The following is a 23,955-nucleotide window of genomic DNA, read 5'->3' as shown; positions in this document are numbered from 1 at the left end:
GGAGAAAGGAGCAACGCTTGGAGACGCGAAACGTATGGCCATACCCGGACTTGTCGCCATCGAAGAACAAAAGCATCTCGATCGAACTAGCGCCCGATTCTTCGGCCATGGTGGTGACAACGACAGCGTCTCCAACAACCCCAACGATCGAACGGATCAGGACGATCTACATCTGGTTAGGGTGCGCCGGGTGTCTCGCGAGCATGCTCATCCCATTCGCGCTGCTGGGACTGATCGGTTACCTCTTCAGTGAGCCCCGAGACCCCGCACTTCTCATGCTTTGGGTTTTTCTCATCGCTCCAGCGCTGATTTTCGTAGTGATGTACGTCCTGCACAAGAGGATTCCTCCTGACGCGCCATACGAGGTCGGCAGTATTCCCCTTTCCTTCTTAGACCCCGGGCTTGACCGCATCACCCCGGAAGTGATCAACAAAGCCAACAGGCTGCGCGGGTCTCACCGTCAAACCCTTCTCCAGGAAGCTCTTGATGCCCTCGAGCGGGAAGGCGCTGAGGCGTTCGTCTCCGCAGTCAACAACATCGACGAAGACCCCGACTAAAGGCGCAGCTTTCTTGCTGGTCTAGACCTCATTTCGTCCGTGAAACACGCTGCGCTATTCTTATTCAACACGCCCCAGTAGCCCAATTGGCAGAGGCAACGGATTCAAAACCCGTCCAGTGTGAGTTCGAGTCTCACCTGGGGCACCACTACTTTCGGGGGTTTCGGAAAACTTTTCGAAAGAGTTCGGAAAACTTTTTCCGGAACCCCCTTTTCGCCTATCTTGGCGACGAAGAGTCCTTTTATGTGGCCTTTTCTCCCCTCATCAATGCCAAAACGCTCCAAAACTGACACCGATTCGTCAATTCCGGAGCGTTTTTCATTATTCGAACACGACTTCTAGGCCGCGGCCCTCCAGAACTCTTTTCTGGCGGCTTGCGGCCTGTGATTTTACGCTGCGACTGGTGGCGCATTTGGGAACGTGCCGGCCAAGGCACGGTCGCTCCTTTTGCGGTCAAGTTCGTTGCGGCCGCGCGGTGTTGGGTCATTGTCGGTGCTGTCCTCGTCAAACCAAGCTGAGTCGGACGCGAGAAGCAGAATGTTGACCGCTACGCAGGAGATAGCAGTCGCCAGCAGTTGACCAGCCCAGCCCCGCATCAGACGCACGGTTGAATCGCCGATGCCAATGCCTCGCGAGTTCTTCAACTTGTCGTTGCGGGACTCAATCATGTTGCGCTGGCCGTAGACGGCTTGCCACTCCGGCGTACCGTACGCGGGACCCTGCTGGAGCCACCGGGCACCGTCCTCGACGCTGTTCTTGATAGTCACAGACGCCTGACGGCAAATCGCAGGTGGTGCAGCAGAAAAGCCAGATACGTCCCTGACGGTCAGTTCGAGCCTCTGTTTTGCAGTGTTTTTCTCGTCCCCTCGCGCTACGAGCGGGCAAGCAAGGGCTGACCCTGGAGCCTTGACCGGACACCGGAACCGACGGTCACCACGCTCGGTCTTCTTTCCTTTCGTGGCGAGCGCGAACTTCTTCCGCCCCTCCAGTCGGCCCATGTACGTCTCGTGGTCGATTTTTCCCGCCTCGTACTCGGAGTGCGGGTCGATGAGACCAGGAAAAGCCTGGATTCCCGGCGAGTAGAGTCCGCCGTCAATGACCACCGCGCCGGACGGCAGGGTTGTCTGGTAACCCCGGTTTTTGTCCTTGTAGTCGAAGACGAGGTCATACCCCTCTTCTCGCAGCGGAATGTGCATTCCTTCCGGCTTCTGCGCTGGGTAGAGTCGGTCGAAGAGCATGAATCCGCGGGGCAATTCCGGCCTCTCGGTGACGTTTTGGAGTGCCTCCCAGAGCCTCTCCGTAGGGTTCACACCCGGACGGTGGAAGCCCAAGCCGATAATCAACCCCGGATTGCCACCCCGCTTCGCAAACCCGTCGCCGGTCATCGCGGCGAGGGTCGCTTCGAAACCCCAAGCAAACGTACCGCCTTTGATTTCCGGGTTCTCGCCGTCGTGGTCTCCAGTCTCCTTGTGGTGCCAGCCGGCCACGGGGGTCGAGGCCATGAGTGCGCTCTCTGGCACGGAGCCGTTCTTGAGCCTCTTCTTGCTCGGGTTGCCCCGCTTCGCAACTTGGAGCGAGGTTCCGTCCACAGCGACCGTGCCGTCCCACTCGGCGAACGCCTCGGGGTCCATGAGTTCAACGCTGGCCCAGATGAGGCGGTTCGTGAACTCCGTCCCCCGGGCGCGGCGCTTCTCGCGGAAAGACGCGGTCTCCTCGTCGTCGTCAACATCGAGTTCCCCGCCCGGGACCAGGTCGAGCCACTCGCCTACGGTGTAGCGCTCTTTCAGCCGAATCTCCGGGTAGGGCTCCATAGTCTCGCGGGTTACCCAGATTGTGTACCAAACGCGGTCAGACCATCGCTCGCGAATCTGGCGACGCTGGCCTCTATTCTTTAGGTCGAACTTCTCTTCTGTTAAGCTGAGCAGTTCCCAGATGGCAGGAGTGAGACCGAACGCAATTTTCCGGCCCATGTCTTGAAAATGCTGCGCCTCGCGCTGGATAGCCAGCAGAAGCCAGAGCGTCAATGCCGCGTGGATGCTCACTTTTCTTGGCCGCCCACCCCGGTTAGTAATAAGCCCGTCATCAATGCGCCATTGCTCCACAAGGCCGACGACCCCGGAGCGTTCCACAATGTCCCAGGCGAGTTTGACCGTCGAGTAGACCTCGCGACGCTGCTCGATATACAGCCAGTCGCGGTCCGTGGACTTTTCCTCGCGCTGCTCAAGTTCTTTCTCGGACGGGGCAACTAACGCCTCGTCCCAAGCCTTCTTCCGCTTTTTCGACGGCTTGACTGCCTCGTCTTTCGCCAAGAGCTGACGCACCTGCTCGTACCAGTCGCTGTCAATGTGTTGGGACATCGTGGTTCACCTCCTCTCGTGAGCGTTTTTGGCAATGAAAAACTCGTCCTGGGTGTTCACCAGGGGTTTTACGGTTGGTGTTTGGTTAGTTCTGGGACGCTTACGCCCCGCCTCGAATCACGGTCAGGGAAGCCCGTCCCGCCTCTCGTGTCGGACCTCCGTGCAACAACGACCTTGCTTCTCGCGCCGTGGTTTGGTCCTCGCTGACCAAGAAACGCCGGTAGTGCTGCAAGTCGCTCAAGCCCGCGGCTTCAATCACCGCCGACTCCGGAACGCCCCGGCGGACTTGGGTGACAATCCAGGTCGTGCGGGCGCGTGCCATATCCACAGACAGCGACGGGCGGTGCGACCTTTTGAGGAACAAGGCGACAGTGCCGGCACCTTCGGTCGTTCGTTCCGGGCGGAACAGCCAAGCCTCGCCGCTTGTCGAGCGCTCTACGGCCTCTCGAATCGGCTGCGCCCATTCGTGGTCTACGGGTACAAAACGCTTGCTTGCCCCGCGGTAGCCCGACGGGCACACCACCGTCCCGAGGTCATCCGTCTCGACATCCGCAGCGGTAAGCGTTGCGACCTCTCCGGAGCGCAGACCCGCGCCGAGGGTCAACGCCAGGAGCAGGTTCGCTTGCTGACGGCGCCGAACGGTCGCCTCGCCGTCCGCCCAATGCCGAAGGCGCGTCACCTCTTCCGGCGAATACGGCGCGGATTTCTTATCGGTGCCGTACTGAGGTCTTTCTCTCGGCGTGTCGTAGTGCCGGTGAGCGGCCTGGCCGACAACGCGAAGCAATGACCTGGTCGTGCCTTGGACGTGGGTGCTGTACCCAGACTGGTCTACGTAAGCGTTGACTGTGGCTTCGGTAAACACGGTCTCGACCGAGACTTCCCGTCCTGTCATCGAAACGTAGTCCGCGAGTCGGGCGACGGTGCGCAAGGCAGCACGAACTTTGTCCGCGCTCCAGTTATCCGTCACGGCAGCCGAAACGGATTCCGTGACGAAGTCTCGTACCGCGTCCCAGCGGGGCTTCGGCAGGACCGTTGGGGTGTAACCGGCAATGACTTGATGCGGTGTGGTGGTGGGCATGTCGAGTTGTCCTTGTCCGCACACGCCGTATGTGGTGGTGGCGTGGGCTATCTCCGTGGTGGGTTGAGATAGCACCAGCCTGGGTCGACACCGACTGGTCGTCAAGGTCCACAAACGGCTCATGCGCCGTCCCGACTGACCCCCTATTGGCGACACCATCAGCACAGCTACCGCACTTGTGGTGGACTTTTGGGTCATTTTGCACCCCCTTCGATGACTGTAAAGAGCGCATTTCCTGTACTTTTCCGTTCACCCGTCCGGGGGTAATTGTCGAGGTCGTGGCCCACTGTCAGGCCTCCGAAACCGGCTCTTGAGCCGAGTTCAGCCCAGTGACTCAATGTCCCAGCACCCGACATCAGGCCAGGCCAGGAGCTGTACGGGTCGGTCAATGACCCAACGTGGTCTTCCACCGTGTCTGGACGCGACGGGTCAACTCTCGCCACCCTCTCGAAATCACCAACGTGCGTCGTTCCGATAGCGGCCACCGCCACCTCTCGTGGCACCGAGCGGATTACCTCCACCGCCCACGTTGCGCGGAGTCGACGCAGCGAGATTTTGAATGAGCGTCCCTTGTTAAGCTCCTTCTTGACCAGGTCAGTGATGTCCCCGTACGGCAGTAGCCGCTCGTCGGACTCTTTCGACTCGGCTACCGCAGCGAGTCCCGGCCCGAAGACCGAAGCGACGGGCACTTCCGGGGCGTAGCCTGCGCCGCGAAGTCGCTTGACATTTACCCACGTCACCCCGTCGCGGACACTCACGTCACCAGCGAGGACTGTTTCCATACCGTCGCAGATGCCTGCTCCGAGGCCGAGGGCGAGCACGGTGAGAGCCTGTTCGCGCTTCGTCACTGTGGACTGCGACTGCACCCAATGGCGGAGCGAGTCGAAGTCGCTCCTTGTGTACGGCTTCGCCTGCTCTTTCGGCTCGCGCGGTAGAAGGCTTATCGACGTGCCGGTGAGCGTCACCACGACCTTGTTAAGGTACGTCCGAATCACCGAGGTGCCCCGGTGCGACTCGGCTAGGTCGTCCAACGCCATGCGGCAGATGTCCACGTCGAGCACCGTCTCGCGGTCCACGGGCCGGCCGACGCGGTCGCAGTACGCGGCGACATGGGTGAGCGCTCTGAGATACTTCGAGACCTCGCTGTGGCGGTCCTGCCGAAGGTGGAAGTGCTCGGCGCCGCCGGCCTCGAAAGCCTCCAGAGCAATTTCTTTCACTACTGGCGCGACCGTTGCCCAAGTGGTCTCGCTGACGAACTGGGGCGTGTAACCACTCACCCTGCGCTCGACGTACTCGCGTTCTTGCGGGGTTAGCGACATGAGCCGACCCCCTTACGAGACAGTGCAGTACCCCCGCAACGGCCACCGCTGCGGAGACCGCCTCGGCCGCCGGTACGGTGAAGACCATGTCCACCTACCCGCCGCCGCGCGAGGCCTACCCCGAGTGGCCCGATGTCGAGACTGAGGCGCTGCCGCCCGTCTACGCCAAGGCAATGAGCATGCGTGAGTCGCTCGTCCGCGAGATTGAGCGGTATATCGAACGGGGGTGGGCAGCGTCGCAGAAAGACTTCGCTGAGCGGGCCGGCATTGGAGAGACAGTCCTTCGTCGCTGGATTTCCGGCGAGCGGTGGCCGGCACTTCACACCGTCGCGGCGGCCGAGGCGATGCTCGAAACGAGTCTCTGGCCGCACCAGGTCTCGCGGAAGCCGCACCTTCGGTCGAAAGGCGGCTATTCCTACCCCTAGCAGCGTGTTCGACGTCCCCGGCGCTACGGTTAAGGCATGGTGAGACCGAAGCCAGGTAGCCCAGCGAAATTGTATCCGGGCTGGCCCGACAGCCTGGACGTGAGCGCGCCTGAGCACGCGATGATTCAGGCCATGGTGATTAACCTCCGGCGAGAGCGGAACCGCTACCGAAGCGTCAAAGGGGTCGCGGAGCAGTCCGGCGTCGCCGCCTCGACTATCTCGGACATCCTCAATGGCAACACTTGGCCGTCGCTGGAGACCGTGGCCAGGCTCGAAGTCGGACTCGGTGTGCGTCTTTGGCCGGGGGTAAAGACCACCCGCGGAAATACGTAGTTCGTTTTGCATACCTCCACCGTGTCGCGGGAAGAGGCAAACACCAGCAGAAAATAGTGGGGGTAATTCACTACGCCGTAATGAGACGACAAGTCGTCTCGAAACGGTGAGACGAAATAATCCGGTACGCCGTACATAAGTTTTGTGTAGCCATGAATGCACTTGCGCTGCTCAGTCCGTCTTCCTCAGTACGGATTGTGGTACTGGTGGCATGTATTGATTCCCGAAACCCAGATTCCTATGGGTCCACCGATGTCCCAGGTAACGTGAACAGAACAATCTTGAGTTTGGAGGAAGAAAATGAACCGCGAACTGGTTTTCATCGTCTACGTCAGCGACATCCAGAAATCGGTTGACTTCTACAGGGCTTTGCTCGAAATCGAAACGACTTTTGAAACACCGCGTTACGTCACTTTCGGGTTAGCGGAAGGTGTTGCCCTGGCCTTGTGGACTGGAGAGTCATCAACTCTGGTGGGCGAACCAGTACGTACTTCGGAAGTTTGTCTGAATGTCACGGCAGAGCAGGTGCAGGAAACTTACGACGCCTGGGTGGCGAAGGGTGTTCGCATCATCGAAGAGCCGCACGAGGACGTATTTGGCACGACTTTCGTCGTTGCTGACCCTGACGGGAATCGCGTTCGGGTCGCGCCAATCGACTAATCATTCATAAGCCAGGTGCGCCTAGAGGTCCACGAGAAGACCGTTACTTGTAGTCGTACCCGTGCTTCTCGTACACGGCCTCCGCGCTTACCGCCTCGGCCACCGCCGCGCGAACCGCTTCGGACTTCAAGTCGAGCACCTTCAGCGACTCGGTGTCCGCACCGGAGACCGACTCGATACGCACGAAACGGTCCCCGTACTGCTCGGCGTAGCGGGCAAGGCCGCGCAGTTTGCCTAAAGCGTCACCGAGGTACGCACCGTGCGGGTCCACAATGGAGGCGCGCATACTACCTTCGCCGTCGCGGAGGAAGAACACGAAGTCCGGCTGCACCGAGCGCCAGCGGCCGGTTGCCTCGTCGTAGTAGACCGCGGTGAGCGCGTCGGGGCCAGGGCGAGACGGGTTGCGGTACCAGGCAACCGCTCCGTTACGGTCCATTTCAGTGGTGACAACCCTGTCTTCCCAGTCGTTGAGGTTGGCCGGCGCCTTGCCGTCTTCACCGACAAGCACGCGTCCCTCGTAGCGTTCGAACTTGTCAATGGCTTTCGTGTCCTTATTCCACGTTCCGGGTGCCACGCAGCGGTTCTTCGGCTTCGTGAGGAAAACGAAACTCGGCTCCTCGGCCATTTCGCGAAGCATGGTGTAGGTCGCGTCGCGGCTGTCTGGAAGCGCCGCAATTTCAGCGCGGTGCTCGTCCAGCCACCGCTTCGCCGTGAGGTCAGCGTCGCGCCACAGCGTTTCTTTGACGTCGTCTACTTTCGCCAGCGCTGCGAGCGTCAGGTGAGCCTCGATAACCAAGTCTTCATCTTCCCCACCGCGCTCAAGCCCTCGCACGAGGTAGTCATTGACCCACAAGTTCGCCAGCGCACGAGTGAAGACTGGCGTGGCACGCTCGAACGCGTCGGTGATAACCCGGTCGTCGGCTACGAGTTCCACCTTTTCTTCCGAAGCGAGGCCACGGTCCGAGTAGCGGAACGCGAGACGGCTCGTTTCCACCCGAAGAATGTCCTGCTTATTCTCCTCGACTTTGTCGGCAAAGCGTGCGAGTAGGCCGTTGACGAGCGAGACCAGTTCCCGCTCTGCCTTCTCCTGGCCGCCCGGTAGTAGGCCGTCGGCTTCCAGTTCGATGCCGACGTTGAGGAGGCGGGAAATCGGCTTGTCTGAGCGCTTCGGCGCTACTTCCGTCGGCAATTGAGTGAAGAGTTCCCACAGGTCTGGGTTGTCGACGGGGTACAGGGTTTCCGTCTCCACGACGGTGCGAACAGGAGTCTTCTCGCCACCGTCAACATCTGGGGTGTTGATACCCTGCACTACTTGCTCAGCCGCAGAGCGGTTGAACTTCGGCAGCAAGCAAAGCACTGAATTGAGCAGGTCGTCGCCCGGAATACGGCGTGCAAGCGGCGAGCGCACCATGCGCCCAATAACCTGCGTGATATAGTCCTCGTCGTTGGCCGGCCTGTAGGAAACCATGACCTCGGCGCGCGGGCAGTCCCAGCCTGTGGAGATAGCCGTTTTAGCGAAGAGCACGCGAATCCACTCGCGGTCTTCAACTGACTGGGGTTCAACGTACGGGACAACAGTGTCGCCGGCGGTAATAGGCGCGTGCTCACCGAAGACGTGCGCAAAGCAGTCGTAGGGAAGTTCAGGCCAGCCGTCCCTGAGTGCCTGAATGACCTTGTAAATGTCCTCACCGGTGGCAAGGTCCTGCATTTGCACGACCATGAGCGGCACGACTCGCTTACCGTCACCGCCCTGTTCCGCGTGGTACTTCGCCCACCTGCGGGTGGACTCAGACAACAACTCCGCGGCCTGCTTGACAAAGACGTTCTCGAAAGCAGCGCCTTCCTCGCCAGGAATTTGGAGCTCGACAATGTCCTTGAGCAAACCCGACTCTTGCACGTCTTCGGTCGGAACCTCGACATCTTCGAGCACAAGGCGTGAGCCTGGCATGGTGTTCATCATCGTCTTGAACTTGCCAGGGGTTGCCGAGATGCCCATGACTACGGGCATCGGCGGCACAGGCTCACTTGCAGCTTCCGGCGTGTGGCCTGCAATAAGCCGGTGGAGAATTGTCTCGCGGTCGTTCTGCTTGCCAGAGCCGCGGTGCGCCTCGTCGACCACGAAGTAGACGTTGTGGTCAGGCGAGTTGAGCGTGTTTCGCAGCGTGTCCCAGATAGTCACCTGGGCGCCGTCGGGGGCGGCCGCGAAGAGTTCGAAGTCATCTGCGCTCGTCTTCTTCCTGCCACCTGTAAGCAGGCTTCCCTTCGACAACTTCTGGGTGTTGAGGAAGTAAATCTTTCCAGCCTCAAACTCTGAGCGGATAAACGAGTTGTCAATCTCGACGGTGCGAGAAGCCAGCAGGCTCGACGCCCCCTCGATACGGTGTCGCGACTGACGGTTCAAGTCCGGGTTGTCCGAGAACCAGAGAATCACAGCGTTCTCGTCGGGCTCGCGGTCGTCGCTGGGCAGCAGGAGCCGCTCGAACACGTCGGTGGCAATGACGGTCTTACCGGCGCCCGTCGGAGCCGAGAGTGCAAACGAGGCCTGCTTGCCAATCGAGCGCGCGTCGTTGGCCTCGTCTAGGCGGGAAAGAATCTGCTCGGAGGCGGTCTCTTGGTACGGCTTGAGTGTGTACTTCATGGTTAGATTCCTCCTCCGGACTGGGTGAAAGCGAAGTTCGTCAGATACGTCGAGTACAACTGCACAAACTCCACGTCAAAGTCGGACAGTTTTGCCACCGCCGACTGGAAGGTCAGCGCGTCATCGGTGACCACATACACCGTGGTCACTGTTCCCGCTTCGCGTATCGCGTCGGCAAACGCTTCGACGGCCGCGACGTTCTCGATAACGCCGTGGCTTTCGGCCACGTCCCAACCCTTGTCTGGAATGGACTCGATAACCCGACCGAACTGGCCTGCACGGAGCCACAAAAGCGGCGCAACCCGCTTGTAGGCCAGCCCGTGACGGACCATTGTTGGAGGCTCATAGGTCAACGTGAAAAAGCGAGCGTTGGCCTCAAACCCGTCGGCCATAGGAAACTCGTCGGTGAACTTGTAGTCGCCCTTGATTGGGTCACCCTCCGGAGTTCTGCCGGTGATGGCCGACTCGATGCGTGGCTTGGTCACGTAGTCGCAGATACCGAGGCGTTCCCACTCGGGGTCGCCAGGTCGGAAGCCGTCCTTAGTGAGTTTCTTGGACTCTTCGAAACTCACCTCGTTGTTCGTCACCGAGATGGAGCGGCGCCGGCCACCGTCCTGCTTGTTGAGTCGCATGACGGCGTGGGCCGTCGTTCCCGAACCGGAGAAGAAATCGAGGACCGTGGCGTTGGGCTTGTCGGCCAGAAACGAAAGTAACGAGTCTTCTACAGCGTAAAGAGACTTGGGGAAGTCAAACCGTTTACTTCCCAAAAGGTTCTTGATGAGATTTGTCCCGTAGGCACCAGCGTCGTGACTCGTTTTGTCCCATACTGTCCTGGGTGCGGTCGCACGGCCTCCGACCGCGAGAACCTGTTTGGTTCCATCCGGATTTTCTCCAGCGACCTTAAAGCGGCCGCTTTCAACGTTCTTGTAAACGCCGCGGAGATACGATATGTGAAAAGGCTGATGGTCGTTTGTTGCGGCACTTACCCTTACGAATCCATCATCGACTAACTTTCGCAGGGTTTCCGGTCGAACACCCCACACCATTTCGGTTCCGTCTTTGCGCACGGGAAGAACGGCCACTTCCCCCGGCCGTTGCTCTGGTAGTTCATTTGATGAGAGGGCGTTACCGACTCGGCTGATACGTCCTGAGGCTTCATCAATGAAAATGGGGTAATACTGCCCAGGGCGGCCCGCGGACCGCATGCTCGAATCTTCATCTCTTCGGAGGTTCTGCCATCGTGCCGGAGCCTCCACGTTCTTGTCAGAAAGAGAAGCCGGGGCTGCATTGCCCAACATGGCGCAGAACATAAACTCATTTATGCGAGAGAACTCATTCTTTCTACTTGTACCGCGAGGACTGATATTCACGCTCACCATCTGAATCCGCGCCCCCGGGAACGTCTGCTCCAAAAGCAACCCGAGTCGCAGGTACTCTTTCTCGTCAATGGTGACAATGAGCACCGAGTCCTCCGGGTTTAGCAGTTCCCGCGCCAGCTCCAGCCTCTTCTCCATGAACGACAACCACTTTGAGTGGCGGTAGGCGTCCTCGCCGTCAACGTAGTCGTTGTTGTACTTCCAGTCCTTAGCGCCCGTGTTGTACGGCGGGTCAATGTAAATGCAGTCCACCTTGTGCCTATGTGTATAGGTCAGAAGGTTCAGGGCGTGCAGGTTCTCGGAGTTAATGACCGTGTGAAACGGCGCCTCAGGGTCTTCCGAGTTAACAACTTCGCCCGTCTGCACAAGACCGGGGTAGATAACGTCATCGTGCTGGGCCACCACGACAAGGTCTTCGACAAGAACCCCGTCTCGAAGTTCCGGTTCGGTGTCCTTGGCGGGCTTCGTTTCGACAACGACAGCCTTGGCGCCACCTTCAGCCTTACGGTCAATCTTGGCAACGGTCCAAAGAGTCTTGTCGCCGGACTCTTTCGAACCTCTCGGCGGCAAAATGTAGACCGTGTCCCCACGACGCACCGGCCTGGTAGGTAATTCAACAGCGTCCGGCAGATGGCGCTCAAAAACGAGGCCGAAGGAGCGCTTGTTCTGCGAATGGCGAATCTCGCGTTCGAGTTCGGCAGCGAATTTCGGGTCAAAGCCGCGGGCCTGCTGAAGCAGGTCAGTTAAGCGTGACATGGGGTCCTCTCTCTTGCTGGAATAAGCGTATCGAACCGTTTCGGAATACGAGCCGAGTGACGGAGTACCTTTTTCACCAGCCTGGCAGAGTCTTCGGGGTGGGCGAAAGAAAATGTGGTCGGGTGGTGGAAGGCAGGAAGCGGGCCGAATTTCCTTTCCGTAGTCCTGGGGCCCGGGTGGCGCGTACGTCCCCCTCAGTCCCAGCGCGAGGCGGTTTTCGTGTAGCGCGCGACTAGGCCTCTAATCGGGGCTAAAACACTGGTTTGCGCAGGTGAACGGCAGCGCGCGACCTGTACTGAGGTGACGTCATTTCGTCTGAACCTGAAACCCCCGTCCTAACGGTATGGCCGTGTGGGCGACATAATGCCGAAACATGGAAAACGACTACGAACCCGACTTTGAACTCGAAGACACTCTGCCCGACTCCACATGGGCAGCAGAAGCAGCGCCGGCAAACTTCTATTCGCGCAAGGTACGTGAGGTTTCCGACACGTACCCGTACCACGTTGACCGAGTCGAGGTGCGTGACGAGGACTTCAACCTCTTGTCGGTTCACTGGTCCGTCTCAGCCGCGTTAGGCGAGGTCGGTGAACGCATGGCACGCAAGGAGAAAGCAGCGGTGTACCTCGTCCGTTGGGAACGCATTGAGTCCGACGAAGACCCGCGGCTGCGTGAGACGTCCTAACTTCGTCTGTATTTCTTGCCCCTGGCCTAGCGACTTCAGCAACGAGGTAGGCAGGCTACTTCCCATGTCTCACCACACACCGCGCATGTCGGCCACCACCCGTTGCGCAAACACTGTTAAGACCACCCGTCCGACCACCGTTTTGCTCACCCAAGACCTGCACTTCGACCGCTCCGAGCTTGCTACGCTGACCCGCTTTCTCGGCCGGCACGAAAGTACCGTGCGGGTACTCGGCGCCGACGGCGAGCACTACAGCGTCGACACCGAGAAGGCGCATGAGTTCCTCGCGACGCTTGTCCGCTGTACCGACCGCCACACGGGCTTGCTCACCTTCGAAGCCGACGCTGACCCGAAGCGGCTGACGAAGCACGAGCGTCTCAACCTTGTGCCTTCTCGGCAGTTTGATTTGGAAGAGCTGCTCGCGCCAGACGCGCCTTCCGAGGACATCGCGCGAGTCAAGAAGGACACGCTGTTCACCGAAGACACTTGGGAAATCTGGGACCCTACCGGCACTGAGCTGCTTGGCCGCGCTAAGTCGTATGAGACGGGCAAGCACATTGTGCTCCGGCTGCGAGGCGAGGGGTTGAATGCCGTCCTCACCAAAACCACCCGCACGTTCCATACCGTCTAGCAGACCCTACTTCTCAACCCGCCTGGCCTGAGGCAAGCACCTTGGCCGGGCGGGTTTCGCGTTCGAGGTAGTCGTGCGACAGCGTCTATCCATTGACTCCGAACGGGCAGAGGCCACTCAAACCGCCACACGACACGAGAGCCGCTGCGGGGTGCGCGGCGACAGACAGACAGCCAGTCATGGCGCCAGGACTGTCTCGGTTGGCAAATCTGGGTTGAAACCGTGTGTCAGCCGGCCGGAGACATGAAGCAGTAGCCGTTTCGGTTTCCGCTGCGTGGGGGCTACTTTCGGGTGCAGGCTAGGATGAATTTGGAACTAAACAGAGAAAGTCGTGGAACTAAGTCTGGAACTAGGCCGCATTGGTAGTGGTCACGGAGTTTTCCGAAACCCCCGTTGTCTCGAAACATCGCTGTCGGTGGTGGGTCGAGACTTCGTTATTTTCCCTGATCGCGAGACTAAGCAGCTGAGGCAGTGAACTTCCGGACCAGGATCCGGGACCCGCGCACTCGCGAGGTGAGGCCGCGTTGACTGCGCCTTTCCCAAGCATCCAAAGGGCTAACCCGATGAAGATCGAGCCGGTACCCATGTCAACGAAGTGACCATACCGGGCCAGCAATCGAGAAAAGTCATCCACCGACAGCGCAAACCCGGCTGACATCACAAAGCCTACGGCCACGAGGGCGAGAGGATGACCACAATCCATTCCGATCTGCGCGACATCGGGCCCAGGTACTGCTACTGCAGCTGCGAACACGCCGATTAACGCGAGAAAAACGCAGAATGTCGTCACACGATCACTGCAAAGCCATGAGCGCGACCAGGAGCAGGAACAAGTTGTTGACAAGGTGCAAAATCAGCCCAGCCCACAGGGATTTGTGGCGTCTTGTCACCAGTGCGCAGCCCAAGCCGAACAGTGTCGCGTAGAGGATCACCGATGGGAAGACGTGAGCAAGACCGAAAGTCAAGGAGCTCAGCAGCACACTCAGGACTGCGGGCTCTACGGTGTCGAAATAGCCCATGAGCAGGCGCCTGAAGACGAGCTCTTCGAAGAAGGGGCCGAGAAGCACCTAGGTCGCAAGCGCGAGGAGTATGCCCAGGCCGTCCTCGAGTGGCGGATTTGAAGTCTCATTGTCCAACCCGAGTAAAGATCCGAAGAAGCCAGCGCCAATGGATGCGAGCAACATGATGCACGGCACTTCCCACATCAGATGCCTACCGTCGCCGCGCAGAGGATGAAATCCCAGCGCAATCCCTCGACGCTTCATATACAGAACGAGCGCCGCTGTCGCGAGTGCAATGCTCAATCCAACAGCGACAGGAAATAGGGCCAGAAGTCGGTTGTCTCCAACACCCAATTCACGCAATGCAAGCAGCACTCCGAGCGGGACAGCGACCAACGCAGCCGTCAACAAGAGACCGATGAGTGCGTCTCGCAGTTGAATGTTTTGCCCAGTGCTGTCAATGATCCTAGTCGAACCTCCTGGGCTGCTTCCGATATTGCCAGTCATTCCACTGCAGATACTTGGCTGGACTCAAAGACAGCTCCAAGAACACCGCGCTTTGGCTGCGCCGCATCAACAGGCCCTGTGTCACACTGTAGCTCTGTGAAGGTATTTCCCATCAACGACGGCAATTGGATGACACCGCATAGCGCCGGGGACACCCATCTTCTCCAGCCGACCTATTACGTGTTCTTTTGGGCCAGCGATGCGGACTGGGAAGACGTGCACATCCGTGAGGGTTTCAAGCTCATTGGCGCCAAGGATGTCGTAGAGGCGATCAGCTGGGAGCAGCAGCATGCGAACGGCCGCATGGCAGCGACGTTGCTTCCTGTGTCTCAAAAGATGGATACCGGCAGACACTACCGTGAGCTCTACCTTGTGCACGGAACGTATCCGCAGGGGTCTGAGCGCCCAAGCGAACCCGATTTCGCTTGGGAGATGTTCACGCCAGACCCCGAACCCGAATCCAACTAAACACGCCGCGTGGCAGCACGGGCGCTACGCGGCGTGTGCTCCGCTGCGCGAGCCGAACGCGTCCCACGTCAACCAGCGCCAGGCCTTTTCTAAAGGGCCCTGCCCGAATGCCCGCAACCAGACGGTGCTGATCACCGCTTGCGCAATGAGCATCACGATCACGACCAGCCAGGCCGTGACAAAGTCGGCGTCGCTCGCGTTGTCCTGCGCTGGAGGAATGCCCAGCAGCGGCCGAGCGGCGAGGATGATGAAGGTCGCGCCGATGTAGTTCGTCAGCGCCATGCGGCCAAGGGGCGCGAATACGGCTGCGAGTGCGTCACGCAGCGGGGTTCGAAGCATTACCAGTACGAGCGCTACCCATGTCGCAGCGAGAATGAAACCCGCGACAGAAGAAAGCGGGGTGAACCCTGCGCGAGCACGATCCTGGTATTGGAGGAACCCGGTGACCAAGGTCAGGGGTACCAACAGCAGGAGTGCGAGCGCGGCGGGCCGGGGGTTGATATCCAAGCGTTGCGGAAGGCCCCATTCGGCGGCTGCGAACCCGAGCAGCAGCAGCCCCGGAATGAGCAGCGTCCCGCCGAAGTAGACGCCGATGAGTGTGAGTATGACACCGAGCACTGTCGCGATTGGTCGCCTTCTCGTCTCGGGGAGGAATGTCAGCGGCAGCAGGAAGATCAAGCTAGAGAATGCGTAGTGCATCAGTGCCTCGCCCGGGTGCACCAGCGCGTGCAGGAATCCAAGGATGAGCAGTGGGATGAGTCGGCGCAGCAGCACGACCCACTCGCGGCGCTGCCTACGCCGTGCAGAACGCACGATCATTGCGAACCCGATGCCGAAGAGGAAGGTGAATACCGGGAAGAAGCGCTCATGCGCGAGGAGGTTGCGCAATGTCCACGCGATGGAGTCTTGCGTTGATGCGGGAAACATCATCCACAATTGGGTGATGTTGACAAAGGCGATGCCACACAAAGCGATGCCACGGATGACATCGAGTGAGAGCAGTCGTTCCTGTGCAGGCGTGGCGGTGGTGATAGTCAACGGAGGCATAAGCTGCGTGGTCCTTTCTTGAGGGTGTCCGATTCTTTGTGTGCGGGGGCTTGGTTTACAAGTAAGCCGCGAATCGGTCGGGGTAAGCCACGGCTAGTTGGTTGATGGCATGTTTCCACCCGGTGGCTTTCGCTCCTTCAATATAGCCGTTGCATTCAATGTCGCGCTTTGCTTTCTTCGCTCGCTGCGCAGCGCGCTTGTCCTCGATGTTGCAGATCATCAGCCACAGCGTTTTCAACGCCGCAGAATCGTTCGGGAACTGCCCGCGGTTACGGGTAGCTTTACGCAGTTCAGCGTTGAGCGATTCGATCGAATTAGTGGTGTAGAGTACCCGCCGTGCCGCAGGCGGGAACTGCAGAAACGGCACGAACCGCTCCCAGGCGTCGCGCCAGACTTTGACCGACTGCGGGTAGCGGCGACCTAGCTCAGAGGCTTCGAACGCATCCAAGGCGGCACGGGCGGTGTCCTCGTTTGCGGCCGTGTAGACCTCACGCAGCGCCCGGGAGACGGGTTCGCGGTCCTGATAGGACACCCACCGGTTCGCAGCCCGAATCAGGTGCACAATGCAGGTCTGCACCATGGAATTCGGCCAGGTTGCCTCTACTGCTTCCGGCAGGCCTTTAAGCCCGTCGCAGCACACGATGAACACGTCCTGGACGCCACGGTTGGCCAGATCTGCGCACACTGATGCCCAGAATGCGGCGCCTTCATTGTCAGCGATCCACAATCCCAGGATGTGCTTGATGCCGTCGATGTCGACACCGATCGCCATATAGCAGGCCTTATTGACCACGCGGTGGCCATCGCGGATTTTCACGCGTAGCGCGTCGAGGAAGATCACTGGGTAGAACTCGTCGAGCTGGCGGTTTTGCCAGATCATGACCTCGTCTAACACCGCATCGGTAATGGTGCTGATCGTATCCGGGCTCATATCCACCCCCAGGGTGGTCGCGAGGTGATGCTGAATATCGCGCACTGTCATCCCACTGGCGTATAGCGAGATAATCATGTCGTCTAGCTCGGTGAGCCGACGGGAGCCTTTGGGCACCATCTTTGGCGCAAACGTGCCGGCACGATCCCTCGGCATGGTCACTTCCACCGCGCCGTAGCCAGAATTAACGGTCTTGGTGTACGACCCATTGCGGTGATTGCTCTCCTGTGCGGTTTCCACCCGGGCCTTCGCCTTACGGTCGGCATGGCCGTAGCCCAAATGTGCATCCATCTCCGCCTGCAGACCAGCGTTAATCGACGCCTGCAACAGACCTTTGACCAGGTCGCTTGCATCATCAGCAGAGGTCGACAGCTCGCTAATCAGGCTGGCCAGCTCAGGATTTTCCATCAGCTTCTCGCTGATCTCGTTGACCCTCGCCGGGTCATGGCCTTTCTTCGGTGACACCGTAGTCATTATCGGTGAAACTCCTTCAGATCAAAGCCTCACACACAAACTTCCTGACACCCTCCATCACGGTTTTGAGCCCCTTTGAACGACGGACCTCTACAGAGCCATCTCCGTTGCGCCCAATGATTTCGATTTCACCGCGTTCAATATCTTGCAACTTTCCGCTCGTCAGGTAGTAAGGCGTGAATCCTTTGGATTTTGAACCGACTGCTTTTGCGAAGCCCTTCTCCACGCGTTTCATCAAACTCGGTGGAGTTAGGCCCCAAATCATTTCGGTGCCGTCGGGTTTGACGGGGAAAACGGAAACACAGCCGTCCGGAGCTAGGACCGATTCTCGTGGTACATCATCTGCTAATGGAGCACTTGTCCCCACAATTCGTCCATCGCTTTCCGATACGTAGATAGCATAAAATTGGTCTGGCCGACTTCCACGTTTTGAAGTCATCTCGAACCTGCGCAGGCTGTTCCACCGCACTTTTTCCGACGAATCGACTTTGAGAACCAGGGGCTCAATTTTCGATGACCCAAATTGGACAACATAGATATACTCATCCGTCCGTGTGAACTGATTCGACCTAATCGCTCCAGTTGGGTTAATGAGCGAACTCACCATCTGAATCCTCGCCTCCGGGAACGTCTGCTCCAGCAGCATCCCTAACCGCAGATATTCCTTCTCGTCAATGGTGACAATGAGCACCGAGTCCTCGGGGTTGAGTAGCTCCTTGGCGAGTTCCAGACGCTTCTCCATCATCGACAACCACTTCGAGTGCTTGTACTGGTCATCGCCGTCAACGTAGTCGTTGTTGTACTTCCAGTCCTTGTCGCGGGTGTTGTACGGCGGGTCGATGTAGATGCAGCCCACCTTGTGGCGGTGCGTGTATGTGAGCAAGTTCAACGCGTGCAGGTTCTCTGCATTAATGACCGTGTGGAAAGGCGCCTCCGGGTCAGACGAGTTCACGACCTCACCGGTCTGGACGAGTCCGGGGTAGATCGTGTCGTCGTGCTGGGCGACAACGACAAGGTCATCCACTTTCACCGCGTCTCGCAGCTCCGGTTCGTTGCCCTGTCCGGGTTCCGCTTCGAGGACAGTTGAGGTGGCTCCGCCATCGGCCTTGCGGTCAATCTGCACGACCTTCCACAGTGTTGGGTCTGTGGGCGCCACTGTGCCACGGGGAGGGAGGATATGGACCGTGTCACCGCGGCGGACAGGCCGCGTTGGCAACTCAACGCCGTCCGGCAAATGCCGCTCAAAGACAAGGCCGAAGGTGCGCTGGTTGGTGGCGTGGCGAATCTCGCGTTCTAGCTCCTGAGCCATGCGGGGGTCATAGGCCCGGGCCTGGGCGAGCAGGTCGGTCAGTCGTGACATGGGTGTCCTCTCTAGTGCTGTTTCAAGGTTAACGAACCGGAACGAGATTTCGGTTCGGGACTCGAAGCGAGCAGCGAACAGCGTTTGATGACCAGCCTGCCTGAACGTATGCCGCCGCCGGAAAGAAAGTGAGCCCATTGCACAACTACCCGTCACATTCAGTGCCAGAGAGCCGGAATCCCCTCCATACGTTGTGGAAATCGCATAGCGCGCGGCACTGGCCTAAAAGTGCGGAAAATTTACCGTTTAGCCAGTTCAGATGCACCGCGCGACATTGTCGAAATCGGCATGCTAGGATATGCGATTATGGAATCGTATGGAAAAATCGAAAACCTTGATCCACACAAAATCGCGGGTCAGAAAGCTGCCGATACACGGTGGGGCCGCACAGTCGAGAGGGCCACACACCAAGGTCAAATCCATCTCGATGACATCACACTGGATTGTTTCGTCATCGAAGATGGCCGCCGCATTATCAGTCAGGCCTCTATCATGGCTGCGCTTGGCAGATCGACTTCGTCGGGCCGGCGAACGCGAAACGACAATATGCCACCGTTTGTCGAAGCGAATAACCTCCAGCCATTCATTACACCCGAGCTCAGGGAGAACCTAGAGCGCATTGAATATCGTGTTGGGGATGAAAAGCAGGTTCGTAGCGGGTACAACGCGGAAATCCTGCCGCGCATTTGCAATGTCTACCTTGCTGCTGATGACCACGGCGTTCTTACGGCAAACCAGCGTCCGGCGGTAATGGCCGCCCAGGTGCTTGTCCGAGCTCTAGCTCTTGTCGGCATCACAGCACTCGTTGACGAGGCGACCGGCTACCAAGAAACACGAGCCGCGAACGAACTGCAAAGGTTGCTCGACGCGTATGTGCATGAGGAGTTCAAGCCTTGGATCAAGAGATTTCCAGAGGTCTTTTTCAAAGAGGTGTACCGCATACACGGCTGGGAGTTCTTTCCCGGAAAAACCAAACACACCCCATACGTTGGGCATTTCATCAATGAGTACATTTACAAGCCGATGCCAGCGGGAGTGCTCCAAAGGTTGCGGGAATTGAACCCTATCAATGAGCAAGGGAATCGGGCACGGAAGCACCACCAACACCTCTCGGAAGATATGGGTGTCAAGCACCTTGAGCGGCAAATCTCAACGGTCGTGACACTCATGCAGGTTTCGGACGACAAGCAGGAGTTTGAACAGCTCTTCAATAAGGCTGATTCACGCAATCGTCCAGTGCAGACGATGATGAAGTTTTGAGACATCAAGGATCAATCTGTTACCCCCGCCCTAGCGCCAAAGGGACTGTCGACGACATGCTCAAGGCATGACCTCACACCACGACAATTCCTGGGCTGCCGAAGCCGCGCCCGATAGCTTTTACGCATTGACACCAAGTGGAACCGCCCCGTACCCCGCGACGGGGTCTCGCCTCGAAGTCCGCGACGAGAACTTTCATCTGCTTTCCGTCCACTGGTCGGCGGCCGCAGCGCTCGGCGAGACTGGCGAAAGGTTAGCCCGCGGTGAGAATGCTGCTGTGTACCTTACGCGGTGGGACAGGATCGAAACCGACAACGACCCGCTACTCAAAGAGACGTCCTGACCTCTACCGAACCTTGCACCCCTGTGGTTGTTCGCCACCCTGGGCTCTAGGCAGGCTGCTGGCGTATGAGCCACCACCACCACTTTGACGAATCAGACATCGAGTTCCTTTCCGTACCGGTTCCGAAACGGCGGCATCCCGAGTCAGTGCTTCTCCATCTCGACCTGTTCCTCGACCGCGACGAGCTCGCCCACATGAACGTGTTCCTCGGTCGCAACGCCGAGACCGTGCGCCTGCTCGGTCCTGACGGTGAACACGTCGAGTTCGACGTGGCCGAAGCGAAGAAGTTCCTCACTTTGCTCGTGAAGAACTGCGACCGCGCCACCGGTCTCGTGGCGCTTGAAGCCGACGCAGACCCTCGGGACTTGTCGATGTGGGAGCGCTCGCGGCTCGTCGCCGAAACGCACATGGAGCACGACACTCTCGTCGCCGACACCGGCGTCTACGAGGATGCCCCGCGCGAGCTCATCGACCCTCGCTTCGGCAAACAGACCTACGAGGTTTGGACAGAGTGTGGCACCGAGTTTCTCGGCCGCACGAACAAGCTCGCGCTTGCCTGGAAGATCGCGGAGAACTGCCGGAAGGAAGGTCTGCTGGCGGTGGTGTGCCAGACGCGAAGGTGGTTTGTACCGACCGACGACTAGACAGTGGCACGGTGATTCTGTCCCGCCAAGAGCGAACCCTTCACCCCCAGACACGATTGCTCGCCCGCAACCCAAGGCACACTGGGACCATGACGAACGACTACCAGCCTGACGACTTCGACGCTCACGAAAACGACGACCATGACGACATCGACCCCCTCGACCGGCCAATTTCAGACTTCACTGATGACGAGCTAAACAGCCTTCTTTACAAGCACTACCCAAACCTGATGGCTGAAATCGCAGAAACAACGCGGAAGGCCTACTCCCCAATAGACGCCGAGTTCCTCAAATCCATAAGCCGAGCCAACATTCCGAACCTTGGGTTCGACTACTCCAGCCTGTTCGAGGACATGGTGCCTAAGATTGACCTCTCGGCTTACGCTCCGAAGATCGAGCTGCCACCCATTTCGGACGAACTGCAAAAAACCCTCGACCAGGCGTACAAGGGCATCTCCGAAAGCGTCGCCGTCTTGCCAGGCGTGGAAGCCGTCCTTCAAAGCGCGAGAGAGCTTTCGGAGCAGTACGCAGGATTGCTTCCCTTCGCCCGGCGGGAACCCCTGCCGTATCTCCAGAGCTTCAACGACGAGTTCCTCGCCGTCTACGCCTGTCTCGTACTCACCGCGGCCCGAGTTGAAAACCTGATGGCCGACCTATGCCAGCACCACTTCGGTGAAGGAGAGCTGCGGGGCGCCACGCACCGAGCACAGAAAATGGCCAGAGGGCTACGAAAAGCACTCGCAAACGAAGCACCGTGCGCAACCTGCCGCGGCATAGCGGAAGACCTGGAAGAGCCAATTGACATGAGGAACACCTTCGTACATGGGAGCTGGGAGGCCGGCGCTGACATTGCCAGTGAGGAAGAGAAGGCACGGCAGGCTCTCGTTGACCGTGCGCTAGGCGACAGTCGCGTGAGAAAGCGCAGGCTCTTGGACAAGGGTCAACTTGAAGCACTCGCCGCTGGTTGGAAAGACGGCGACGAGAACGCCCTCGATGACCTTTTCGAAGAGCAGATCATCTCCCTCGGCATCGTCACGGCCTACGCCGAGATTTTCACCGAGTTCGGCGACGCGCTGGAGGACGAATTGATCTTCCACGAGCGGGAGCAGTAAGGCCGCGCAACAGGGATCGGCGGATTGGTCAATCTCCTGGTAGCGGGCACGCGTTGGAACCAAATGCCGAAGGCCGTGGAACTAAGGCTGGGACTGCGCCGCGTTGGTGGTGGTCAGGGAGTTTTCCGAAACCCCCCTTTCTCCGATTTCCTGCCGGTTTGGCGTAACGGCGGTAGTGTGACCTAAGTCAACCGTCTAGGAAAGGAAAAGCTGTGTTTGGTTTCTCTTTAATCACCATTATCGTTGCTGTTATCGCCCTAATCGTCGGAATCGTTTTGGGCATCGCCATCGGCAAGAACAACAACCCCCGAGTCTAGAACCAAGACCCTAGCGGCGGAGTTGGCGTGACATGGCGCCGTTAACTCCGGACCCGGGGATGTCTTCAAACCCCTCCGACATGTGGAGCTGCCGGGCAAAATTCCCCTCTTCAACGGATAAACTGACCGCATCGACCCCTTGCTGCCGGGAAACGTCAACAAGCTCCCGCAGAAGCTGACGGCCAAGCCCTTGACCGCGCGCATTGGGATGAACCCACAGGCTCAACTCGGGGATATCCGCATCAACGTACCCGAATCCCGGGTTCTCAGCTGGCAGGAAAAACGCCCACGCGACGCCAACAGCTCGACCATCCCTCTCCGCTACAATCCCGAAGTCCCCGCGCTCAGGATCAAACTCGAGGTAATGAGCTAACGCTTCGGTCTCCCTGACCTGATCAAGGGTGAACCGGTCACCGTCCCAATTCACGTTCCCGAGCGTGGCCTGCTCCAGTAATACGCGGTCGCCGTCTGACAGCGGCCGGAATACTGCGTCGATCATGGTTCTCTTTCTACTGCGCGGGGCCTTAGTCTTGCCGCATGACCTGTCCGTGGCACCAGATAGCCTGCACAAAGCGAATATTTCCGGAGGGGCACCGTACGGTTTCGAACTTCCCGCTCCCACCGTTGAAGGCACATTCGTGAACGAGGACGCGCACGCACAACCCATCCACGAGCCCTTCGTCGACTATCTCAACCGCGTGTTCCGGTCTGGCGGTTTTCCAGGCCAGCGCGTTTCCGCCCCCGATGGCTTTCGGGAAAAGTACTCCGCCGGCCTGATGAGGCTGTAGACCGATTAGAAAGGCTCGGGCTTTGTCTCGTTCTTCGGGGTCGACTGCCAGGTAATGGCCGCGCCCGCAACGGTCACCAAGGCAATGCCGACGACCATGCGCACGGTGAGCTGGTCGCCGGCGAAGAGCCATCCGAGCAGAGAACCAAGCACAGGATCAAGAGCAAAAAGCGTGCCGACGACCTGTGCCGAGGAGAACTTCGCCGCCAATGTGTCCGCAATGTACGGAATGACCACTCCCACAACTGCGGCAATGGTGAGGATCAGCCATGCGCGCTTATCGACGTTTCCAAGCACCGGCGCAACCAGTGGGAAGGTGAGAATCGCGGCGACTGCTACGGAGATTGCTAAGTCCCCAAGCCCGCCTTCGGCCTTTCCAACGCGTTCAGCGAACACAGTGTAGGCAGCAAAGAAGCCTCCCCCAATGAGACCGAATGTGATCCCGAGCGGGTCCAGACCTGAGGAAGGGCCCGTGATGAGCACGATCCCTGCAAACGCCACGAGAGCCCATACCCTGCCCTGCCAGAACTTGATCCCAAAAAACGACACTAAGCACGGGCCGAGGAAGTCCAATGTGACCGCGACGCCCAACGGGATACGGGCGACCGCAGCAAAGAAGAATTGGTTCATTGCCGCCATGGCCGCACCGTAGATGACGGCATTGATCCATCGTTCGCGGCTGAGCTTGGTGAGCCTTGGCCGGAAGATGACGAACAGGAACGCCGCAGAGAGGGCAAGACGAAGCGTCGACACAGCCACCGTGCCAAGCTGAGCAAACAACGTCGAGGAAATGACGGACGATGATTGGTTCCCCAACGATCCGATGAGGATGAGGATCACTGGGCGCAGCGGCGATACGGCGCTGCCCTCTTGTGCACTAGCAGGCATG

The 23,955-nt window shown here is 59.0% G+C and carries 24 protein-coding genes and 1 tRNA gene; 13 read left to right on the top strand and 12 right to left on the bottom strand.

Annotated features, from left to right (window positions below):
* The first annotated feature begins 17 nt into the window (after nucleotides 1–17).
* On the top strand, nucleotides 18–557 hold the full coding sequence (locus KBX19_RS03565; RefSeq protein ID WP_255997463.1) for a hypothetical protein: 540 nt from the start codon (nucleotides 18–20) through the stop codon (nucleotides 555–557).
* Between the two features lie 71 nt (nucleotides 558–628).
* Nucleotides 629–705, top strand: a tRNA-Leu gene (locus KBX19_RS03560).
* Between the two features lie 241 nt (nucleotides 706–946).
* On the opposite strand, the gene KBX19_RS03555 is transcribed toward KBX19_RS03560, so the two are convergent.
* The 3 genes from KBX19_RS03555 to KBX19_RS03545 all read right to left on the bottom strand — a co-directional run bounded on the left by KBX19_RS03555 (nucleotide 947) and on the right by KBX19_RS03545 (nucleotide 5,311).
* Nucleotides 947–2,914, bottom strand: a complete 1,968-nt coding sequence (locus tag KBX19_RS03555; protein ID WP_255997462.1) for a hypothetical protein — start codon at nucleotides 2,912–2,914, stop codon at nucleotides 947–949.
* Between the two features lie 100 nt (nucleotides 2,915–3,014).
* Nucleotides 3,015–3,992, bottom strand: coding sequence for a site-specific integrase (locus KBX19_RS03550; protein WP_255997460.1), 978 nt, complete (start codon nucleotides 3,990–3,992; stop codon nucleotides 3,015–3,017).
* A 194-nt stretch (nucleotides 3,993–4,186) separates the two neighbouring features.
* Entirely contained in the window at nucleotides 4,187–5,311 is a 1,125-nt protein-coding gene (locus tag KBX19_RS03545; RefSeq protein WP_255997458.1) for a hypothetical protein, read from the bottom strand.
* Between the two features lie 86 nt (nucleotides 5,312–5,397).
* Between KBX19_RS03545 and KBX19_RS03540 the strand changes: the two genes are divergently transcribed.
* The 3 genes from KBX19_RS03540 to KBX19_RS03530 all read left to right on the top strand — a co-directional run bounded on the left by KBX19_RS03540 (nucleotide 5,398) and on the right by KBX19_RS03530 (nucleotide 6,729).
* Complete coding sequence (locus KBX19_RS03540; protein WP_255997457.1) at nucleotides 5,398–5,736, top strand: helix-turn-helix transcriptional regulator; 339 nt, start codon at nucleotides 5,398–5,400, stop codon at nucleotides 5,734–5,736.
* 132 nt (nucleotides 5,737–5,868) lie between these two features.
* The gene (locus KBX19_RS03535) at nucleotides 5,869–6,069 is read left to right on the top strand and encodes a helix-turn-helix transcriptional regulator (RefSeq protein ID WP_255997455.1); all 201 of its coding nucleotides are present in this window, start codon (nucleotides 5,869–5,871) and stop codon (nucleotides 6,067–6,069) included.
* A 300-nt stretch (nucleotides 6,070–6,369) separates the two neighbouring features.
* Complete coding sequence (locus tag KBX19_RS03530) at nucleotides 6,370–6,729, top strand: VOC family protein (RefSeq protein ID WP_070595330.1); 360 nt, start codon at nucleotides 6,370–6,372, stop codon at nucleotides 6,727–6,729.
* A gap of 43 nt (nucleotides 6,730–6,772) precedes the next feature.
* Here KBX19_RS03530 and KBX19_RS03525 read toward each other — a convergent pair whose 3' ends face one another.
* Both KBX19_RS03525 and KBX19_RS03520 read right to left on the bottom strand, forming a co-directional pair.
* Nucleotides 6,773–9,367 (bottom strand): DEAD/DEAH box helicase, encoded by a 2,595-nt coding sequence (locus tag KBX19_RS03525; protein ID WP_255997453.1) that lies wholly within the window; start codon nucleotides 9,365–9,367, stop codon nucleotides 6,773–6,775.
* Between the two features lie 2 nt (nucleotides 9,368–9,369).
* A complete protein-coding gene (locus tag KBX19_RS03520) occupies nucleotides 9,370–11,499 on the bottom strand; it encodes a site-specific DNA-methyltransferase (protein ID WP_255997452.1) in 2,130 nt (709 codons plus the stop codon).
* A gap of 373 nt (nucleotides 11,500–11,872) precedes the next feature.
* Between KBX19_RS03520 and KBX19_RS03515 the strand changes: the two genes are divergently transcribed.
* Nucleotides 11,873–12,184: a hypothetical protein gene (locus tag KBX19_RS03515; RefSeq protein WP_255997450.1), complete on the top strand. Its 312-nt coding sequence runs from the start codon at nucleotides 11,873–11,875 to the stop codon at nucleotides 12,182–12,184.
* A gap of 64 nt (nucleotides 12,185–12,248) precedes the next feature.
* The gene (locus KBX19_RS03510; protein WP_255997449.1) at nucleotides 12,249–12,815 is read left to right on the top strand and encodes a hypothetical protein; all 567 of its coding nucleotides are present in this window, start codon (nucleotides 12,249–12,251) and stop codon (nucleotides 12,813–12,815) included.
* Nucleotides 12,816–13,609: 794 nt separating this feature from the next.
* Here KBX19_RS03510 and KBX19_RS03505 read toward each other — a convergent pair.
* Together KBX19_RS03505 and KBX19_RS03500 are read right to left on the bottom strand one after the other, a co-directional pair.
* Nucleotides 13,610–13,882 (bottom strand): CPBP family intramembrane glutamic endopeptidase, encoded by a 273-nt coding sequence (locus tag KBX19_RS03505; protein ID WP_255997448.1) that lies wholly within the window; start codon nucleotides 13,880–13,882, stop codon nucleotides 13,610–13,612.
* The gene (locus tag KBX19_RS03500) at nucleotides 13,883–14,323 is read right to left on the bottom strand and encodes a hypothetical protein (protein WP_196823692.1); all 441 of its coding nucleotides are present in this window, start codon (nucleotides 14,321–14,323) and stop codon (nucleotides 13,883–13,885) included.
* Between the two features lie 96 nt (nucleotides 14,324–14,419).
* Between KBX19_RS03500 and KBX19_RS03495 the strand changes: the two genes are divergently transcribed.
* Nucleotides 14,420–14,791 (top strand): hypothetical protein, encoded by a 372-nt coding sequence (locus tag KBX19_RS03495; protein ID WP_255997446.1) that lies wholly within the window; start codon nucleotides 14,420–14,422, stop codon nucleotides 14,789–14,791.
* 24 nt (nucleotides 14,792–14,815) lie between these two features.
* Here KBX19_RS03495 and KBX19_RS03490 read toward each other — a convergent pair whose 3' ends face one another.
* Genes KBX19_RS03490 through KBX19_RS03480 form a run of 3 tightly spaced genes read right to left on the bottom strand, consistent with a single transcriptional unit; the run spans nucleotide 14,816 to nucleotide 18,741 of the window.
* On the bottom strand, nucleotides 14,816–15,838 hold the full coding sequence (locus KBX19_RS03490) for a DUF418 domain-containing protein (protein WP_154878608.1): 1,023 nt from the start codon (nucleotides 15,836–15,838) through the stop codon (nucleotides 14,816–14,818).
* 55 nt (nucleotides 15,839–15,893) lie between these two features.
* A complete protein-coding gene (locus tag KBX19_RS03485; protein ID WP_255997443.1) occupies nucleotides 15,894–17,243 on the bottom strand; it encodes an IS256 family transposase in 1,350 nt (449 codons plus the stop codon).
* 16 nt (nucleotides 17,244–17,259) lie between these two features.
* The gene (locus KBX19_RS03480) at nucleotides 17,260–18,741 is read right to left on the bottom strand and encodes a DNA methyltransferase (RefSeq protein ID WP_255997442.1); all 1,482 of its coding nucleotides are present in this window, start codon (nucleotides 18,739–18,741) and stop codon (nucleotides 17,260–17,262) included.
* Between the two features lie 168 nt (nucleotides 18,742–18,909).
* Here KBX19_RS03480 and KBX19_RS03475 point away from each other — a divergent pair, with 168 nt between their 5' ends.
* From KBX19_RS03475 to KBX19_RS03460, 4 genes are all read left to right on the top strand, one after another.
* Nucleotides 18,910–19,863: a P63C domain-containing protein gene (locus KBX19_RS03475; protein ID WP_255997441.1), complete on the top strand. Its 954-nt coding sequence runs from the start codon at nucleotides 18,910–18,912 to the stop codon at nucleotides 19,861–19,863.
* Nucleotides 19,864–19,930: 67 nt separating this feature from the next.
* A complete protein-coding gene (locus tag KBX19_RS03470; RefSeq protein ID WP_255997440.1) occupies nucleotides 19,931–20,206 on the top strand; it encodes a hypothetical protein in 276 nt (91 codons plus the stop codon).
* A 65-nt stretch (nucleotides 20,207–20,271) separates the two neighbouring features.
* Nucleotides 20,272–20,850 (top strand): hypothetical protein, encoded by a 579-nt coding sequence (locus KBX19_RS03465; RefSeq protein ID WP_255997438.1) that lies wholly within the window; start codon nucleotides 20,272–20,274, stop codon nucleotides 20,848–20,850.
* An 89-nt stretch (nucleotides 20,851–20,939) separates the two neighbouring features.
* Nucleotides 20,940–21,962 (top strand): hypothetical protein, encoded by a 1,023-nt coding sequence (locus KBX19_RS03460; RefSeq protein ID WP_255997437.1) that lies wholly within the window; start codon nucleotides 20,940–20,942, stop codon nucleotides 21,960–21,962.
* A 327-nt stretch (nucleotides 21,963–22,289) separates the two neighbouring features.
* Here KBX19_RS03460 and KBX19_RS03455 read toward each other — a convergent pair whose 3' ends face one another.
* A complete protein-coding gene (locus tag KBX19_RS03455; RefSeq protein WP_255997436.1) occupies nucleotides 22,290–22,778 on the bottom strand; it encodes a GNAT family N-acetyltransferase in 489 nt (162 codons plus the stop codon).
* Between KBX19_RS03455 and KBX19_RS03450 the strand changes: the two genes are divergently transcribed.
* The gene (locus KBX19_RS03450) at nucleotides 22,777–23,067 is read left to right on the top strand and encodes a hypothetical protein (RefSeq protein ID WP_255997434.1); all 291 of its coding nucleotides are present in this window, start codon (nucleotides 22,777–22,779) and stop codon (nucleotides 23,065–23,067) included. The genes KBX19_RS03455 and KBX19_RS03450 overlap by 2 nt on opposite strands.
* A 5-nt stretch (nucleotides 23,068–23,072) precedes the next feature.
* Here KBX19_RS03450 and KBX19_RS03445 read toward each other — a convergent pair whose 3' ends face one another.
* Entirely contained in the window at nucleotides 23,073–23,954 is an 882-nt protein-coding gene (locus KBX19_RS03445; RefSeq protein ID WP_255997433.1) for a DMT family transporter, read from the bottom strand.
* Between the last annotated feature and the right edge of the window lies 1 nt (nucleotide 23,955).

This window comes from Corynebacterium sp. CCUG 71335 (assembly GCF_024454075.1).
Lineage (GTDB): Bacteria > Actinomycetota > Actinomycetes > Mycobacteriales > Mycobacteriaceae > Corynebacterium > Corynebacterium genitalium.
This window is presented reverse-complemented; position numbering and strand designations above follow the sequence as displayed.

Excerpts from the sequence above, each read along its gene's own strand:
- KBX19_RS03555 (WP_255997462.1), bottom strand. The coding sequence starts at position 2,914 with ATGTCCCAACACATTGACAGCGACTGGTACGAGCAGGTGCGTCAGCTC.
- KBX19_RS03550 (WP_255997460.1), bottom strand. The coding sequence starts at position 3,992 with ATGCCCACCACCACACCGCATCAAGTCATTGCCGGTTACACCCCAACG.
- KBX19_RS03545 (WP_255997458.1), bottom strand. The coding sequence starts at position 5,311 with ATGTCGCTAACCCCGCAAGAACGCGAGTACGTCGAGCGCAGGGTGAGT.
- KBX19_RS03540 (WP_255997457.1), top strand. The coding sequence starts at position 5,398 with ATGTCCACCTACCCGCCGCCGCGCGAGGCCTACCCCGAGTGGCCCGAT.
- KBX19_RS03535 (WP_255997455.1), top strand. The coding sequence starts at position 5,869 with ATGGTGATTAACCTCCGGCGAGAGCGGAACCGCTACCGAAGCGTCAAA.
- KBX19_RS03530 (WP_070595330.1), top strand. The coding sequence starts at position 6,370 with ATGAACCGCGAACTGGTTTTCATCGTCTACGTCAGCGACATCCAGAAA.
- KBX19_RS03525 (WP_255997453.1), bottom strand. The coding sequence starts at position 9,367 with ATGAAGTACACACTCAAGCCGTACCAAGAGACCGCCTCCGAGCAGATT.
- KBX19_RS03520 (WP_255997452.1), bottom strand. The coding sequence starts at position 11,499 with ATGTCACGCTTAACTGACCTGCTTCAGCAGGCCCGCGGCTTTGACCCG.
- KBX19_RS03515 (WP_255997450.1), top strand. The coding sequence starts at position 11,873 with ATGGAAAACGACTACGAACCCGACTTTGAACTCGAAGACACTCTGCCC.
- KBX19_RS03510 (WP_255997449.1), top strand. The coding sequence starts at position 12,249 with ATGTCTCACCACACACCGCGCATGTCGGCCACCACCCGTTGCGCAAAC.
- KBX19_RS03500 (WP_196823692.1), bottom strand. The coding sequence starts at position 14,323 with ATGACTGGCAATATCGGAAGCAGCCCAGGAGGTTCGACTAGGATCATT.
- KBX19_RS03490 (WP_154878608.1), bottom strand. The coding sequence starts at position 15,838 with ATGCCTCCGTTGACTATCACCACCGCCACGCCTGCACAGGAACGACTG.
- KBX19_RS03485 (WP_255997443.1), bottom strand. The coding sequence starts at position 17,243 with ATGACTACGGTGTCACCGAAGAAAGGCCATGACCCGGCGAGGGTCAAC.
- KBX19_RS03480 (WP_255997442.1), bottom strand. The coding sequence starts at position 18,741 with ATGGGCTCACTTTCTTTCCGGCGGCGGCATACGTTCAGGCAGGCTGGT.
- KBX19_RS03475 (WP_255997441.1), top strand. The coding sequence starts at position 18,910 with ATGGAATCGTATGGAAAAATCGAAAACCTTGATCCACACAAAATCGCG.
- KBX19_RS03470 (WP_255997440.1), top strand. The coding sequence starts at position 19,931 with ATGACCTCACACCACGACAATTCCTGGGCTGCCGAAGCCGCGCCCGAT.
- KBX19_RS03465 (WP_255997438.1), top strand. The coding sequence starts at position 20,272 with ATGAGCCACCACCACCACTTTGACGAATCAGACATCGAGTTCCTTTCC.
- KBX19_RS03460 (WP_255997437.1), top strand. The coding sequence starts at position 20,940 with ATGACGAACGACTACCAGCCTGACGACTTCGACGCTCACGAAAACGAC.
- KBX19_RS03450 (WP_255997434.1), top strand. The coding sequence starts at position 22,777 with ATGGTTCTCTTTCTACTGCGCGGGGCCTTAGTCTTGCCGCATGACCTG.
- KBX19_RS03455 (WP_255997436.1), bottom strand. The coding sequence starts at position 22,778 with ATGATCGACGCAGTATTCCGGCCGCTGTCAGACGGCGACCGCGTATTA.
- KBX19_RS03445 (WP_255997433.1), bottom strand. The coding sequence starts at position 23,954 with ATGCCTGCTAGTGCACAAGAGGGCAGCGCCGTATCGCCGCTGCGCCCA.